This window comes from Streptomyces sp. L-9-10 (assembly GCF_004151105.1).
Taxonomy (GTDB): domain Bacteria; phylum Actinomycetota; class Actinomycetes; order Streptomycetales; family Streptomycetaceae; genus Streptomyces.
The window spans coordinates 38,583-53,384 of the sequence record NZ_PHRF01000066.1; the positions used below are offsets into that span (position 1 = coordinate 38,583).

Consider the following 14,802-nt stretch of genomic DNA (forward strand, 5'->3'; position numbering starts at 1 on the left):
GTCACCCCATCTACCCCTTTCGGGCGGCTCCCTCAGGAACCGGCCCCCGGCCTGTCCACCAGTTCGATCTGGTCCACGGCGTTGCACCAACGGCACCGCACCGACTCGATGGTCTCACTGACCACCTCGCGCTCCTCGACCTTCGGCTCCCCGGCCAGGTCCAGATGGACGTACTCGACGGTCTTCGCGGAGCGGGTCACATCGAAGCGCGTGAGATTGCCGCACAGCGTGCAGCGCCACCGGGTCGCGGCCGTCGGCTGCGGAACCGTCGTCATCGTCGCCGTCCTCTTTTCGTCGTCCCTCGTGCGGTGTCCCGGGGTGCGCCGTCGAAACGCCGATATCCAGAAACACGCATGTGATGCCAGCAACCCTACGGCCTGGCGGCCACTCCAGGGGGCGGCGAGGCGCTCTGTACCAGTGGGTCCCGGTACGCAATGCTCTGTCCATGATCAAGTGGCGGACGGCGGCCGACGGCCCAGTGGTGACCTACGGACTGATCGGCCTCTGCTGTCTGGTCTTCCTGATCAGCCCGCTGTCGGGGTTCAATCCGGGATACGGGAAGGGGGACACGCTCCTCGCGACCCAGAGCGCGTATTTCGAACGGTGGGGCGTCATCCCGGTCAATCTGCTGCGCGGCACCCCGCACGCCCTGCTCACCCCGCTGACCGCGCTCTTCGTCCACGGCAGCTGGCTGCATCTGCTGGGGAACATGCTCTTCCTGTATGTCTTCGGGGCGATGGCCGAGGAGCGGATGGGCCGGACGCAGTTCGTGCTCTTCTATCTCACCGTCGGCTACTTCGCGCTGTTCGTGTACGCGGCGGCCAACGCCGACTCGGACCAGACGCTGGTGGGGGCCTCGGGCGCGATCTCGGGGGTGCTCGGCGCCTTCCTCTATCTCTTCCCCAGGGCCCGGGTCACCAGCCTCTTCCCGTTTCTGCTCTTCCTGCCGCTGCGCTTCCCCGCCTGGATCGTGCTGATCTTCTGGTTCGTGCTCCAGTGGGTGGCGGCGCACGGCGCGGACGCCGGCCCCGGGGTCGCCTATCTCGCGCACGTGGTGGGCTTCGGCACGGGCTTCCTCTGCGCCTGGGTGCGGTACTGGCGTACCGATAGAGTGAGGGATCCAGCCGCGGCCACCGAGGGAGAACGCCAACCGTGATCACCGCGATCGTGCTCATCAAGACCAGCGTCGACCGGATCCCCGAGATCGCGGAGTCGATCGCCGCCCTCGACAGCGTCAGCGAGGTCTTCTCGGTCACCGGTACGTACGACCTGATCGCCATGGTCCGGGTCCCCAAGCACGACGATCTGGCGGATGTGATCCCCGGCCGGATCAGCAAGATCGAGGGCGTCGAGGCCACGGACACGCATGTGGCGTTCCGTACGTACTCCCAGCACGACCTCGAAGCCGCCTTCGCCATCGGACTCGACGCGTAGGGCCCGTCCGCGCCGGTCGCGGCGGCGTCGGCCTCGGCGGCGTCGGTCTCGGCGGCGTCGGTCTCAGCGGCGTCGGTCTCAGCGGCGTCGGTCTCAGCGGCGTCGGATGAAGAAATCCTCATCCGGCCCTCATCCCCGCCTCTCCCGCGCCCGGCACCCTGACGGACATGGCTTTCTCTCCTCGTCTGGCGGCCCTGGCGGCAGTCGTCGCCATCCCGCTCGGTATCGCCGCGACCAGCTACGCCATGACGGACAGTCCGGACACGCCCAAGGTGCCGCCCAAGGTGGAGCTGGACAGCACGCCGTCGCGCACGCCCGGGGTGCTGCCGGACACCACACCGGCCCCCTCGAAGAGCGGCAGCCCCGGTGCCACCCCGGGCGACGCCGTCGTACCGGGCCCCTCGGCCACCGACGGTGACGACGATGACGACCGCGGTGACGACACCGGTGAAGACGGCTGACTCGCGCCGTATCTCCGCCCGCGTACGGATCCTCCTCTGGCTGCTGGTGGTGATGACGGCCGCGCTGGCCGCCGTGGCCACCACCACCCGCTCGATCCTGCTGCGGGACGTCGACCAGCGGATCAGCCAGCTGCTCACCCAGGAGACCGGCGAGTTCGCGAACTTCGTCAGCCAGGGCGTCGATCCGGAGACCGGCGAGCGGTTCGGCGACCCGCGCAGGCTGCTCCGGGTCTTTCTCCAGCGCCAGTACTCCGACCCCGACGAGGAACTGCTCGGCCTGACCCGGGCCGCCGGACCCAAGCCGCATGTGATCCGGCAGCGCCGCGACCTCCCCGACCGGACCGCCCTGTGGCGCGACGACGACGCGCTGACCCGGATCTTCGCCTCCGGGGCGGCCTCCGGCACCCTGCACCGCCCGCAGGGCGAGCTGCGCTGGGCGAAAGTGGAGATAGACCCCGCGGGCGACGCGGCGCCCGGCGCGTTCGTCGTCGCCTTCCACGCGGACCAGGAACGGGCCCTCGCGGACGAGACGTTCCGCACGCTGCTGGCCATCTCGGGGGTGGCGCTGCTGATGACGACCGGCATCGGCTGGGCCGTCGCGGGCCGCATACTCGCGCCCGTACGGGTCGTACGGATGACCGCGGCGCAACTCACCGAGCAGGACCTCACCCGCCGTATCCCCGTCAAGGGCCGGGACGACATCGCCGCGCTCGCCGAGACCTTCAACGGGATGCTCGACCGGCTGGAGCGGGCGTTCGCCGCGCAGCGCGAGTTCGTCGACGACGCCGGGCACGAGCTGCGGACGCCCATCACCATCGTGCGCGGCCATCTGGAGGTGATGGGCGACGACCCGGCCGACCGGGAGGAGACCGTACGTCTGGTCACCGACGAGCTGGACCGGATGAGCCGCATCGTCGAGGACCTGCTGCTGCTCGCCAAGGCCGAACGGCCCGACTTCATCAGCCCGGAGCCGGTCCAGCTCGCCGAGCTGACCGCCGATGTCTTCGTCAAGGCGCGGACGCTGGGCGACCGGGACTGGGTGCTGGACGGCGTCGCGGACCGCGAGGCGCGGCTCGATCCGCAGCGGATCACCCAGGCGATGGTGCAGCTCGCGCAGAACGCCGTGCAGCACACCGTGCCGGGGCAGCGCATCCGGATCGGCTCGCAGGCGCACGGCGACCGGATCGAACTCCATGTCACCGACCACGGCCCCGGCGTCCAGCCACAGGACGCGGAGGTGATCTTCGAGAGGTTCCGCCGCGGCACGGCCCGCCGCGGCGCCCGCACCAGCGGCGCCGGGCTCGGCCTGGCGATCGTCAGGGCGATCGCCGAAGGCCACCGGGGCCGGGTCGAGCTGCGGCCCACCGACGGCGGCGGCGCCACCTTCGTACTCATCCTGGAGACGAGTTCATGAACCGCATACTGATCGCCGAGGACGAGGAGCGCATCGCCTCCTTCGTCGAGAAGGGGCTGCGCGCCAACGGCTTCACCACCACCGTGGCCGCCGACGGCGACTCGGCCCTGGAGTACGCCGTCACCGGCGGCTTCGATCTGGTCCTGCTCGACATCGGCCTGCCGGGGCGCGACGGCTTCACCGTGCTGCGCGAACTGCGCGAGGCGCGGGTGACGCTGCCGGTCATCGTGCTGACCGCGCGGGATTCCGTACGGGACACCGTGGCCGGCCTTGAGGGCGGCGCCGACGACTGGATGACGAAGCCGTTCCGCTTCGAGGAGCTGCTCGCGCGGATACGGCTGCGGCTGCGCACGGCGGCCCGCGCGCCCGAGGTGACGATGTTGCGCAGCGGCGATCTCAGCCTGGATCTGCGTACCCGAAGGGCGCGTTCGGGCGAGCTGACCGTCGATCTGACGGCCCGTGAGTTCGTGCTGCTCGAACTGTTCCTGCGCCATCCGGGCCAGGTGCTCTCGCGTGAGCAGATCCTCTCCCATGTCTGGGGATACGACTTCGACCCCGGCTCCAACATCGTGGACGTGTACGTACGGGCGCTGCGCAAGAAGCTGGGCGCCCAGCGGCTGGAGACCGTACGGGGCATGGGCTACCGGATGCCGTGACGGCGGGCGGTCCCGGACGAGTGGGCCCGCCAGATGAACTCCCTTTCACAAAGCGCTCATTCGGGGCTCACCGCGCGGCCGGAGACTGATCGTCGTGACACTCTCGTTCCGGCAGGCCGGCTGGCTCTGCGCCGTACTCAGTCTCTGCGCGCTGCTCGCCGTGCCCGGCTCCCTTCCGGGCCTGAGCGGTGACGCGCGGCTCACCCTGGGCGTCTTCGCCCTCGCCACCTGCGCCTGGATCGCCACCCCGGTGGACGACACGTATATCGCCCTGGGCGCCGGGCTCGCGCTGACCGCGACCGGTGTGATCAGCAGCGAGACACTGTTCGCCACGCTCGGCGACGAGACGGTGTGGCTGCTGATCTGCGCGTTCGTCCTGGCGGCCGCGGTCACGGGGACCGGGCTCGCGGGACGGGCCGCGGCCTTCCTGGTCGGCGGCGCCCGTACCGTACGGCAGTTGACGCATCTGACCACGGCCGCGCTGGTCGTCACCGCCTTCGCCGTACCGGCCACCTCCGGGCGCGCGGCCCTCGCCCTGCCGGTCTTCCTGGCGCTCGCCAAGGCGCTCGCCGACCGCACCCGGCTCGTCGTCATGCTCGCGCTGCTCTTCCCGACCGTCATCCTGCTCTCCGCCATCGCCACGCTGATCGGCGCGGGCGCGCATCTGATCACCGTCAGCGTGCTGTGGGAGCAGACCGGACAGCGGCTGGGGTTTGTCGAATGGCTGCTGCTCGGGCTGCCGCTCGCCGTCGTCTCCTCGCATCTCGCCGCCGAGGCGGTGCTCCTGACGACCACCACACGCGCCGACCGGCGCGGACCCGTCCGCATCACCGCCGCGGAGATCCAGGAGCACTCGGGCACCCCGGTCGACGGCCCGCTGACCTCGTCGGAGGCGCGGTGCGCGCTGCTGCTCGGGACCGTGGTCGTGCTGTGGTGCAGCGAGCCACTGCACGGGGTGTCCCCCGCGGTGGTCGCGCTGATCGGCGCGGTCGTCGCCGCGTCCCCCGCGCTCGGGACCGTCGGCCTCAAGGACGGTCTGCGGACCGTGCCCTGGCCGCTGCTGCTCTTCATGGCGGCGACCATGGCGATGGGGGTCGCCCTCGCCGAGTCGGGAGCCGCCGCGTGGCTGGTCGGCTGGGTGCCCGGCGGCTCCGCCGTCCCCCCGTGGGCGTTCCTCACCGGGGTGGTGCTGATCAGTACGGCCGCCCATCTGGCCCTTCAGTCCCGCTCGGCCAGATCCTCCGTACTGGTGCCGCTGGTGGTCGTCGCGGCCATCGGCGCCGGTGTCAACCCGATGGCCGCCGCGCTCGCCTCGACGGCCGCGGCCGGGTTCTGCCACACCCTGCCCGCCTCCGCGAAACCCGTCGCGCTCTTCGCCGACCTGCCCGGCACCCCCACCTACACCCCGCGTGATCTGCTCCGGCTCTCCGCCGTGCTCGCACCGCTCACAGCAGCCCTCGTCCTGCTCTTCGCCCTCGCCGTCTGGCCACTGCTCGGCGTGCCCGTTCGTCTGGAGACCCAGCCATGAGCTACCGCATCGCCATCGCCCCCAGCGGCTTCAAGGAATCCCTGTCCGCCCGCCAGGTCGCCGAGTCCATCGCCGAGGGCCTGCTCAGGGTGGTGCCCGACGCGGAGGTCGATCTGATCCCGCTGGTGGACGGCGGCGAGGGCACCGCCGAGGCGCTGGCCGCCGCGACCGGCGGCCGACTGGTCCCGTACACCGCGACCGGCCCGGTCGGTGACCCCGTCGGCAGCCACTTCGCGCTCCTCGGGAACACCGCGCCCGGTACGGCGACCGCCGTCGTCGAAATGGCCGCCGTCGCGGGCCTCTCGCTCGTACCGGCCGACCGGCGCGACCCCGGCACCACCACGACCCACGGCGTCGGCCAGCTCATCGGCGCCGCGCTGGACCTGGGCGTCCGGCGCGTCCTCGTCGGCTGCGGTGACTCCGGAACGTCCGACGGCGGCGCCGGGGCACTGCGCGCACTGGGCGCCCGGCTCCTGGACCGCCGCGGCCGGGAACTGCCCCCGGGCGGCGCGGCGCTGCGCGCACTCGACCGGATCGACACGAGCGGACTCGACCCGCGGCTGTCCGGCACCGAACTGCTCGTCGCCTGCAATCCGTTCAACGTCCTGTGCGGCCCGCGCGGGGTGGCCCGGGTGTTCGGCCCGCAGAAGGGCGCCGGCCCTGCCCTGGTGGAGGAACTGTCCCTGGCGCTCGAACACTGGGCGGCCGTCCTCACCCGGGACCTGTCCCCCGGAACCGACCTGCGCACCGCCCCCGGCACGGGCGCCTCCGGCGGTCTGGGAGCCGGTCTGGCCGCCCTCGGCGCCCGGCTCCTGCCCCGCTTCGACGTCCTGCTCGACCGGCTCGACCTCGACGCCCGGCTGGCCCGCGCCGATCTGGTGATCACCGCCGAGGGCGCGCTCGACCACCAGACCGTACGCGGCAAGATCCCGGCCGAAGTGGCCCGCCGCGCCCACGCGTCCGGAGTGCCGGTCCTGGTGCTGGCCGGCACCATCGGGCAGGGCGCGCACGAGGTGCGGGCCGTGGGGGTCGACGCGTACAGCTCGATCCTGCCCGCGCCGGTGGCACTGCCCGAAGCCCTCGACCGCGGCGGCGAGTTCCTCGCCGACGCGACCGAACGCGCCCTGCGGATGGTCCTGCTGGGCACCCGCCTCGCGCCCGTCGCGGCCTGAATCAGCCGCGGTCGGGGACGCAGCGGCCGTCCTCCGTACGGTAGTTCCACCGCGCGCCGTCGGTCACCAGCTCCCGCACGGCCCGGACGAACCGGTCCACATGCTCGTCCGGCGTCCCGGCGCCGAAGCTGACCCGGATCGCGTTGAGCGACCGCTCGCCCGGCTCGGCCTCCGGGGCGCCGCACTCCCCCGGGTCCTGCGGGTCGCTGCCCAGCAGCGTCCGTACCAGCGGGTGGGCGCAGAAGAGCCCGTCCCGTACGCCGATGCCGTACTCCGCGGAGAGCGCGGCGGCGAAGTGCGAGCTGTTCCACCCCTCGACCACGAACGAGAGCACCCCGACCCGCGGCGCGTCGTCGCCGAACAGCGAGAGCACCTTCACCTCGGGCACCCCGGCCAGCCCCTCCCGCACCCGGGCCACGAGCCGCTGCTCGCGCGCCACCAGCGCGTCGAACCCGGCGTCGGTGAGCGCCTTGCAGGCCGAGGCGATCGCGTACACCCCGATGACATTGGGCGAACCGGCCTCATGACGGGCCGCCGTGGTGTGCCAGTCGACATCCACCCCGCCGTCGGCCCGGCGCGCCACCTTGCGGCTGGCGCCGCCCCCGGCGAGATACGGCTCCGCGTCCTGGAGCCAGTCGGCCCGCCCCGCGAGCACCCCGGAACCGAACGGCGCGTACAGCTTGTGCCCGGAGAAGGCCACCCAGTCGACCTCCAGCTCGGCGATGTCCACGGGGTGGTGCGGCGCGAGCTGAGCGGCGTCCAGCACGATACGGGCGCCCCCCGCGTGCGCGGCGGCGGCCAACTCCCGTACGGGCCACAGCTCGCCGGTCACATTGGACGCACCGGTCACACAGACCAGCGCCGGCCCCGCGGCCTCCCGCCCGGCGAGCGCCCGCTCCAGCGTGGCGACGGCCTCGCCCGGCGTCCTGGGAGCGTTCAGATACGTCACCCGCGCGTCCCGCCACGGCAGCAGGGACGCGTGATGCTCGGTCTCGAACACGAACACCTCGCACTCCGCGGGGAGCACGGCCGCCAGCAGATTGAGCGAGTCGGTGGTCGAGCGGGTGAAGACGACCTGGTCATCGGGGCGGCAGCCGAGGAACTCCGCGACCGTGCGGCGGCTGTTCTCGAACAGATCCGTGGAGAGCTGCGAGAGATAACCGGCGCCCCGGTGGACACTGCCGTAGTACGGGGCGTACGCGGCGACGTCGTCCCACACACGCTGAAGGGCGGGGGCGCTGGCGGCGTAGTCGAGCGCGGCGTAGGTGACCTCGCCACCGGTGACGAGCGGGACGCTCACCTCTCGCCCGAGCACCGGCAGCGGGGCGGCGCAGGCGGGGTCGTCGGAGAGGGTCGTGGTGACGGCGTTCGGGCGTGCGGACATGGCGATATCTCCCGGCGGGACAAGTCGGAACGGCTTCAAGTCCCCACGAGGCGCGGCTGTGCCGCGGTGCGCGGCTCCGCCGCGGTGGTCGCGGGGGTGTGCCTCAACGCACGGGTCGCCGTGCGGAGGTGTTGAAGAGGGGGCGCGATCGCCCTAACGCATTCGCTTGCTCACGAGACTGCTCCCTTGAGGACCAGGACCCCAAAGGTGGCAGGGGTCCGCGCTTGCCGCAGACCTCGCTGCCTACGGCCTGGTCTTCACCCGGGGCACCCCGCCACGGACGGAGGGTTGCCGGACAGCGAGCCGGGGCCTTAATCGCTGTCGCTCATGACCTTGCCGGAGAGTATGCCATATGGGTGGCGGGGGGGTGGGTTGCGGTCGCCGGGTTGCGGTCTCGTTGTCGTGGGCCGGGGTCCGGGGCCTCCGGAGGCACATGTCCGGACTGCATGCTGTGCTTTCCCGGGGGACACCCCCGGGAAAGCACAGCATGCAGTCCCGGACACGAGCCTCGGAGCGCCACCCGGCAACAACCCGCGCCCGACCACCGGCCCGAGCCAAAACGCACCCCGGACCGCGCCCCCGCCGGAGGCGCACCGCGCAACCCGGCCACAACCCGCACACAACCACCGGCCCCAGCCAAAACGCACCCGCACCCAGCAACCCGCCGGACGGCGAACCGCTACGACTGCGACGACGCGATCCAGCGGGCGAGAGCCCGCCCCGCCTCGCCCGAGTCGATCGACTCCGCCGCCCTCTCCATCCCCGCCGACAGCTGCGCCTCCAGCGACTCCCCCGTCGGATCCAGCGCCACCAGCGCCGCCGCCGAGTTCAGTAGCACCGCGTCCCGCACCGGCCCCGTCTCGCCCGCCAGCAGCCGCCGCGCGACATCCGCGTTGTACGACGCGTCCGCGCCCCGCAGCGCCTCCACGGGCACCACTTCCAGGCCCACGTCCCGCGGGTCGAACGTCTCCTCGGACACCTTGCCGTCCCGGACGATCCATACCCGCGACGTCGCGGTGGTGGTCAGCTCATCGAGGCCGTCGTCGCCGCGGAAGACCAGCGCGGAGGAGCCGCGCTCGGCCAGTACGCCCGCGACGATCGGTGCCATCCGGGCGTCGGCGACGCCCGTCGCCTGTGCGCGTACCTTCGCCGGGTTGGTGAGCGGGCCCAGGAAGTTGAAGGTGGTGCGGATGCCCAACTCGCCTCGCGCGGCGGCCACATGACGCAGCGCGGGGTGGAACTTCACGGCGAAGCAGAAGGTGATGCCCGCTTCCTCGGCGACCTCGGCGACCCGCTGGGGGGTCAGTTCCAGGTTGACGCCGAGCTTCTCCAGTACGTCGGAGGCTCCGCTCGCCGAGGACGCGGCGCGGTTGCCGTGCTTGACGACCTTCGCGCCGGTGCCGGCGACCACGATCGACGACATGGTCGAGATATTGACGGTCTTGGCGCCGTCGCCGCCGGTGCCGACGATGTCGACGGTCCTGCCGGGCACCTCGATCAGATTGGCGTGCGCGTACATCGCGCGGACGAGGCCGCTGATCTCCGCGACCGTCTCGCCCTTGGCCCGCAGCGCGACGACGAAGCCGGCGATCTGGGCGTCGGTGGCCTCGCCGCGCATGATCCGGTCCATCGCCCAGGCGGTGGCGTCCGCGCTCTGGTCGGCGCCGCTCAGCAGCGCGTCCAGTACGCGGGGCCAGGTGCGGGCCGCCGTGGTGTCGCCTCCGACGGGGGTCACAGCGCTCATGCTCGCTCCTGGGTGTCCGGTTCCACTGCGTGGGCCTTGTGTGCGGCCTGTGGTCAGCCTATCGGCGTGTACCGGCGCGCAGGGCGGATGCCCGTACTCCGGAACAGGACGTACGCCGAGGGCCCCGGCCGGTTCCCTCGCGGGAGACCGGGCCGGGGCCCTCGGTGGTGGCGACCTGGTGAGGCCGGGTGGGATCAGTGGTGGCCGTGGCCGCTGGTGATCTCCTTGTATTCCTCGGCGGTGGGCTTGGGAATCTGGTTGCCCTCGCCGTAGTAGCCCTTGCTCAGCTTCGTCCGGAGCTTCTCGCCGGGGCTCACCTTGCGCTCCACGCCGTTCTCGTCGACCGAGGGGCCGATCTCGGCCGGCTCGTACTGCTCGTGGGCGGTGAGCTTGTGCAGGTCTCCCTGCTCCAGCGGGGTGTGGACCTCGATGAACTCACCGTGCGGCAGCCGCTTGATGACACCGGACTCGCGTCCGTGCAGCACCTTCTCGGCGTCGCGCCGCTGGAGACCCAGGCAGATCCGCTTGGTGACGATGAAGGCGATGACCGGTCCGACGAAGAAGGCGATCCGGACGAACCAGGTGATCGCGTTGATCGACAGATGGAAGTGCGTCGCCCACAGGTCGTTACCGCCACCCACCAGCAGGATGAAGTACCAGGTCAGCCACGCCACACCGAAGGCCGTACGAGTCGGTGCGTTGCGCGGGCGGTCCAGGATGTGGTGCTCGCGGTTGTCACGGGTGACCCAGGACTCGATGAACGGATAGACCGCGATCGCGACCAGTACCAGCGGGAAGATCACCAGCGGGATGAAGACACCCAGGGCGAGGGTGTGTCCGGCGAAGTTGATCTCCCAGCCGGGCATCACACGGATGAGTCCCTCGGAGAAGCCCATGTACCAGTCGGGCTGGGCGCCGGTGGACACCTGGTCGGGGCGGTACGGGCCGAGGGCCCAGATCGGGTTGATCGTGGCGATCGCGGAGACGATCGCGATCACACCGAAGACCAGGAAGAAGAAGCCTCCGGCCTTCGCCATGTAGACCGGCAGCAGCGGCATGCCCACGACGTTCTTGTTCGTACGGCCGGGGCCCGCGAACTGCGTGTGCTTGTGGTAGAAGACCAGGATCAGGTGGGCCACCACGAGGCCGAGCATGATGCCGGGCAGCAGCAGGATGTGGACCGAGTAGAACCGGGCCACGAAGTCGCCGCCGGGGAACTCCCCGCCGAACAGGAACATCGACAGATACGTTCCGACGACCGGCACCGACAGGACCGCGCCCTGCATGAACCGGACACCGGTACCGGAGAGCAGGTCGTCCGGGAGCGAGTAACCGGTGAACCCGGTGAACATGCCCAGGACGAACAGCAGGAAGCCGAACAGCCAGTTGACCTCGCGCGGCTTGCGGAACGCGCCCGTGAAGAAGACGCGCATCATGTGGACCAGCATGGCCGCGAGGAAGATCAGCGCGGCCCAGTGGTGGATCTGCCGGATCAGCAGACCGCCGCGGACGTCGAAGCTGATGTCCATCGTGGAGGCGAACGCCTCCGACATCAGCACGCCCTGGAGCGGGACGTAGCTGCCGTGGTACTCCACCTCGTTCATCGACGGGTGGAAGAACAGCGTCAGGTACACACCCGTGAGGATGATGATGATGAAGCTGTAGAGGCAGATCTCACCGAGCATGAAGGACCAGTGGTCCGGGAAGATCTTCCGCATGTTGGCCTTGGCCAGGCCGTAGATGCCCAGCCGGCCGTCCGCCCAGTCGGCGACCCGCTCACCGGCGGGCGCCTTGCGGTTCTTGTCGTCTGCGGTACTCATCCGCGCTCCCAGAAGGCAGGGCCGACGGGCTCGTCGAAGTCGCCGAGCGCTTCGAGGTTGCCCTCGGCGTTCACACCGATACGCAGCTGCGGAAGGGCGTGACCGGCCGGGCCGAAGATGACGCGGGCGCCGTCGGAGAGGTCAAAGGTGGACTGGTGGCACGGGCACAGCACGTGGTGCGTCTGCTGCTCGTACAGGCTGATCGGGCAGCCGACATGGGTACAGATCTTCGAGTACGCCACGATCCCCTGGTGGGACCATTCGAGCTCGCGCTTGTCCTTGATCTCGTCCGGCTGGATCCGGACGATCATCAGGGCCGCCTTGGCGATCTGCTTCTGGAAGTCCTCGCTGTGCTCGTCGAGGCCCTCGGGCATGGCGAAGGTCAGCGAACCCACGACGATGTCCTCGGGGCGCAGCGGCTCATTGGTGTTCATGTTGATGAGCTCTTTGCCCTTGCGCCACAGCGTGGAGCGGAGCTTCTTCTCGGGCAGCGGGCCCAGGTCGCGCAGGAGCACCACGCCGGAGAGCGGCACCAGCGCCAGCGCGCCGAACATCGTGTTGCGGATCAGCTTGCGCCGGCCGAAGCCGGACTCCGCCGCACCCGCCGCGAAGTCCTCCAGGACCTTCGCCTTGACCTCGGGCGTCGCCTCGATCGGGTGACGGTCGTCGGCGATCTCCACGTCCGACATCAGCGTGCGGGCCCAGTGGACCGCGCCGGCGCCGATGCAGAAGAGCGCGATGCCCAGGGTCAGGCCCAGCGAGAAGTTCAGGATGCTGACGTGGCCGAACGGGAAGATGTAGACGATCTTGTTGACCGGGAACGCCACGTACGAGGCGATGAAGGCCACCGTCGCGATCATCGACAGCAGGAACAGGAAGGCGATCGCGCGCTCGGACCGCTTGGCCGCCCGCTCGTCGATGTCCTGCACCCGCGGCCGGTGGGCCGGCAGTCCCGGGTCGGCGAACGGGTCGTCCGTACGCTCCACCGCGGTGCCCGCGGCCCCCTGCTCGCTCGGCAGGTTCTCTGAAATCTCTTCTTGGCTACTCATGACTTCTTGGCCTTAGCGGTGTGGGCCGCGACCCAGACGGCAACTGCGATCAAAGCACCCAGACCGAAGATCCAGGCGAAAAGCCCTTCGCTGACGGGGCCGAGGCCGCCCAGACTCAGACCGCCGGGACTCGCGGACTCTTCCCCGTTCACCGCCTTGACGTAGGCGATGATGTCCCTCTTCTCCTGCTCCGGCATCGTGGAGTCGGGGAAGGACGGCATGTTCTGCGGGCCGGTCTGCATGGCCTCGTAGATGTGCTTCGGATCCACACCCTCAAGCGACGGCGCGGTCTTGCCCTTTGTCAGCGCCCCACCCTCACCGGTGAAGTTGTGGCACTGGGTGCAGTTGGTACGGAACAGCTCGCCACCGTTGGCGATGTCCGCACCGGAGGGGCTGTACTGCTTCGCGCCCGGGATGATCGGGCCGGCGCCGAGGGACGCGACATACGCGGCGAGCTGGTCGATCTCCTTCTGCGAGTAGATGACCTTCTTCTTCGGCACCTGCGCGCCGGGCGCCATGGCCGGCATACGGCCGGTGCCGACCTGGAAGTCCACGGCGGCGGAGCCGACGCCGACCAGGCTGGGGCCGTCAGAGCTTCCCTGACCGCCGGTTCCATGGCAGCTGGCGCAGCCGACGGAGTAGAGCTTCTTGCCCTCCTCGATGGCGAGGGACTGGGCGGTTTCGTCAGCCTGCGCCTTGCCCGCGGGCGCGAACGCGGTGTACAGCCCCCCGGTGGCCGCCAGCGCGAGGAGTAGGACGACGACCGCCGCCAGCGGATGGCGTCGTCGTGCGGAGAGCTTTTTCACGGATTACCCCGGTGTCAGGATCTTCAGCGTCGGTGCTTCTGGACTGTGTGCGCTCGGGCGCGGTGCCCGGCTACTTGATCAAGTAGATCGTGGCGAAAAGGCCGATCCAGACGACATCGACGAAGTGCCAGTAATAGGACACGACGATGGCGGCGGTTGCCTGCTCGTGGGTGAATCTCTTGGCCGCGTACGTCCTGCCCAGGACGAACAGGAACGCGATCAGACCCCCCGTCACGTGCAGACCGTGGAAGCCGGTGGTCAGATAGAACACCGAGCCGTACGGGTCCGAGGACAGCGAGATGCCGTCCTTCTTGACCAGCTCGGTGTACTCGAAGACCTGACCGCCGATGAAGATCGCACCCATCACGAAGGTCACCACGAACCATGTGCGGAGCTTCTTCACGTCGCCCCGCTCGGCGGCGAAAACGCCGAGCTGGCAGGTGAGCGAGGAGAGCACCAGGATCGTGGTGTTGGCAGCCGAGAACGGGACGTTCAAGGCATGGGCCATTTCGCTCCAGTACTCCGCTCCCATCACCGATCGCAGGGTGAAGTACATCGCGAAGAGGGCCGCGAAGAACATCAGCTCGGAACTCAACCAAATGATGGTTCCGACGCTGGTGAGGTTCGGCCGATTGACCGACGGGTGCGCGTGCCCGGTTTCTACTGTCGTTGCTGTCGCCACGACCGACATTATGTCGGTCGCTTATCCCGCGCTGACCCCGGGGGGTGCCGTTCGGTGTGTCCATGCGATGTGCCCAGCTCGAACGGCCCGGCGAAGGGGCGTCATTACCCGTGCTGACATGGTGTCCGACGGAGTAGCATCCGCGGCATCGGTTCATGGCAATGACGCCCTGGAGCCCTCGCAGACACTGATGTCACGGAGGAACAATGCAGCCGACCGCCACGGTGCTGGTCTACAGCGACGACGCGAACACCCGCGAGCAGGTCCGGCTGGCAGCGGGACGCCGGCCGGCCTCCGACGTACCGCCGGTCGAGTTCCTGGAGTGCGCCACTCTGCCCGCGGTGCTCAAGCATCTGGACAGGGGCGGCATCGATGTCTGTGTGCTGGACGGCGAGACGGTCCCCGCGGGCGGCATGGGGGTCTGCCGGCAGATCAAGGACGAGATCTTCAACTGCCCGCCCGTGCTGCTGCTGATCGGCCGCCCGCAGGACGCCTGGCTGGCCACCTGGAGCCGCGCGGACGCCGCGGTGACCCTTCCGGTCGAACCGGTCGGCTTCGCGGAGGCTCTGGCCTCCCTGCTGCGCGCCAGGCTCGCCGTGGACGCCTAGATCCCGCTGGGCAGGGAGATCCTGCTCGGCCGGGCACACGGGCC

15 protein-coding genes and 1 riboswitch are annotated in these 14,802 nt (G+C 70.2%); of the genes, 8 read left to right on the top strand and 7 right to left on the bottom strand.

Annotated features, from left to right (window positions below):
- Positions 1 to 32 precede the first annotated feature (32 nt).
- Positions 33 to 275 (bottom strand): hypothetical protein, encoded by a 243-nt coding sequence (locus tag CU044_RS18200; RefSeq protein ID WP_129769776.1) that lies wholly within the window; start codon positions 273 to 275, stop codon positions 33 to 35.
- 170 nt (positions 276 to 445) lie between these two features.
- On the opposite strand from CU044_RS18200, the gene CU044_RS18205 reads away from it, so the two are divergent.
- The 7 genes from CU044_RS18205 (at position 446) to CU044_RS18235 (ending at position 6,665) form a co-directional block, all read left to right on the top strand.
- Positions 446 to 1,156, top strand: a complete 711-nt coding sequence (locus tag CU044_RS18205) for a rhomboid family intramembrane serine protease (protein ID WP_129769777.1) — start codon at positions 446 to 448, stop codon at positions 1,154 to 1,156.
- A complete protein-coding gene (locus tag CU044_RS18210; protein ID WP_030355412.1) occupies positions 1,153 to 1,434 on the top strand; it encodes an Lrp/AsnC ligand binding domain-containing protein in 282 nt (93 codons plus the stop codon). The genes CU044_RS18205 and CU044_RS18210 overlap by 4 nt, the downstream gene beginning before the upstream one ends.
- Positions 1,435 to 1,601: 167 nt before the next feature.
- On the top strand, positions 1,602 to 1,895 hold the full coding sequence (locus CU044_RS18215; RefSeq protein ID WP_129769778.1) for a small hydrophilic protein: 294 nt from the start codon (positions 1,602 to 1,604) through the stop codon (positions 1,893 to 1,895).
- Positions 1,858 to 3,309, top strand: a complete 1,452-nt coding sequence (locus CU044_RS18220; protein WP_129769779.1) for an ATP-binding protein — start codon at positions 1,858 to 1,860, stop codon at positions 3,307 to 3,309. The genes CU044_RS18215 and CU044_RS18220 overlap by 38 nt, the downstream gene beginning before the upstream one ends.
- A complete protein-coding gene (locus tag CU044_RS18225; protein ID WP_129769780.1) occupies positions 3,306 to 3,965 on the top strand; it encodes a response regulator transcription factor in 660 nt (219 codons plus the stop codon). Before CU044_RS18220 ends, CU044_RS18225 begins: the two co-directional genes overlap by 4 nt.
- Before the next feature lie 94 nt (positions 3,966 to 4,059).
- Complete coding sequence (locus tag CU044_RS18230; RefSeq protein ID WP_129769781.1) at positions 4,060 to 5,493, top strand: SLC13 family permease; 1,434 nt, start codon at positions 4,060 to 4,062, stop codon at positions 5,491 to 5,493.
- A complete protein-coding gene (locus tag CU044_RS18235; protein ID WP_129769782.1) occupies positions 5,490 to 6,665 on the top strand; it encodes a glycerate kinase in 1,176 nt (391 codons plus the stop codon). The genes CU044_RS18230 and CU044_RS18235 overlap by 4 nt, the downstream gene beginning before the upstream one ends.
- 1 nt (position 6,666) lies before the next feature.
- On the opposite strand, the gene CU044_RS18240 is transcribed toward CU044_RS18235, so the two are convergent.
- The 6 genes from CU044_RS18240 to CU044_RS18265 form a co-directional block, all read right to left on the bottom strand.
- Entirely contained in the window at positions 6,667 to 8,049 is a 1,383-nt protein-coding gene (locus tag CU044_RS18240; protein ID WP_129769783.1) for an aminotransferase class V-fold PLP-dependent enzyme, read from the bottom strand.
- Between the two features lie 215 nt (positions 8,050 to 8,264).
- Positions 8,265 to 8,382, bottom strand: a riboswitch (SAM riboswitch).
- A gap of 346 nt (positions 8,383 to 8,728) precedes the next feature.
- A complete protein-coding gene (gene trpD / locus CU044_RS18245; protein WP_129769784.1) occupies positions 8,729 to 9,793 on the bottom strand; it encodes an anthranilate phosphoribosyltransferase in 1,065 nt (354 codons plus the stop codon).
- A 194-nt stretch (positions 9,794 to 9,987) separates the two neighbouring features.
- Positions 9,988 to 11,613, bottom strand: a complete 1,626-nt coding sequence (locus tag CU044_RS18250) for a ubiquinol-cytochrome c reductase cytochrome b subunit (protein ID WP_129769785.1) — start codon at positions 11,611 to 11,613, stop codon at positions 9,988 to 9,990.
- A complete protein-coding gene (locus CU044_RS18255; protein ID WP_129769786.1) occupies positions 11,610 to 12,662 on the bottom strand; it encodes a Rieske 2Fe-2S domain-containing protein in 1,053 nt (350 codons plus the stop codon). The genes CU044_RS18250 and CU044_RS18255 overlap by 4 nt, the downstream gene beginning before the upstream one ends.
- The gene (locus tag CU044_RS18260) at positions 12,659 to 13,468 is read right to left on the bottom strand and encodes a c-type cytochrome (protein WP_129769787.1); all 810 of its coding nucleotides are present in this window, start codon (positions 13,466 to 13,468) and stop codon (positions 12,659 to 12,661) included. The genes CU044_RS18255 and CU044_RS18260 overlap by 4 nt, the downstream gene beginning before the upstream one ends.
- 70 nt (positions 13,469 to 13,538) lie before the next feature.
- A complete protein-coding gene (locus CU044_RS18265; protein WP_129769788.1) occupies positions 13,539 to 14,159 on the bottom strand; it encodes a heme-copper oxidase subunit III in 621 nt (206 codons plus the stop codon).
- 197 nt (positions 14,160 to 14,356) lie between these two features.
- Here CU044_RS18265 and CU044_RS18270 point away from each other — a divergent pair, with 197 nt between their 5' ends.
- Complete coding sequence (locus tag CU044_RS18270; RefSeq protein ID WP_129769789.1) at positions 14,357 to 14,758, top strand: hypothetical protein; 402 nt, start codon at positions 14,357 to 14,359, stop codon at positions 14,756 to 14,758.
- The last annotated feature ends 44 nt before the right edge of the window (positions 14,759 to 14,802 follow it).

Coding starts and splice junctions, on each gene's coding strand:
- trpD (WP_129769784.1), bottom strand. CDS start 9,793: ATGAGCGCTGTGACCCCCGTCGGAGGCGACACCACGGCGGCCCGCACC.
- CU044_RS18240 (WP_129769783.1), bottom strand. CDS start 8,049: ATGTCCGCACGCCCGAACGCCGTCACCACGACCCTCTCCGACGACCCC.
- CU044_RS18205 (WP_129769777.1), top strand. CDS start 446: ATGATCAAGTGGCGGACGGCGGCCGACGGCCCAGTGGTGACCTACGGA.
- CU044_RS18215 (WP_129769778.1), top strand. CDS start 1,602: ATGGCTTTCTCTCCTCGTCTGGCGGCCCTGGCGGCAGTCGTCGCCATC.
- CU044_RS18225 (WP_129769780.1), top strand. CDS start 3,306: ATGAACCGCATACTGATCGCCGAGGACGAGGAGCGCATCGCCTCCTTC.
- CU044_RS18200 (WP_129769776.1), bottom strand. CDS start 275: ATGACGACGGTTCCGCAGCCGACGGCCGCGACCCGGTGGCGCTGCACG.
- CU044_RS18255 (WP_129769786.1), bottom strand. CDS start 12,662: ATGAGTAGCCAAGAAGAGATTTCAGAGAACCTGCCGAGCGAGCAGGGG.
- CU044_RS18265 (WP_129769788.1), bottom strand. CDS start 14,159: ATGTCGGTCGTGGCGACAGCAACGACAGTAGAAACCGGGCACGCGCAC.
- CU044_RS18235 (WP_129769782.1), top strand. CDS start 5,490: ATGAGCTACCGCATCGCCATCGCCCCCAGCGGCTTCAAGGAATCCCTG.
- CU044_RS18270 (WP_129769789.1), top strand. CDS start 14,357: ATGCAGCCGACCGCCACGGTGCTGGTCTACAGCGACGACGCGAACACC.
- CU044_RS18220 (WP_129769779.1), top strand. CDS start 1,858: ATGACGACCGCGGTGACGACACCGGTGAAGACGGCTGACTCGCGCCGT.
- CU044_RS18250 (WP_129769785.1), bottom strand. CDS start 11,613: ATGAGTACCGCAGACGACAAGAACCGCAAGGCGCCCGCCGGTGAGCGG.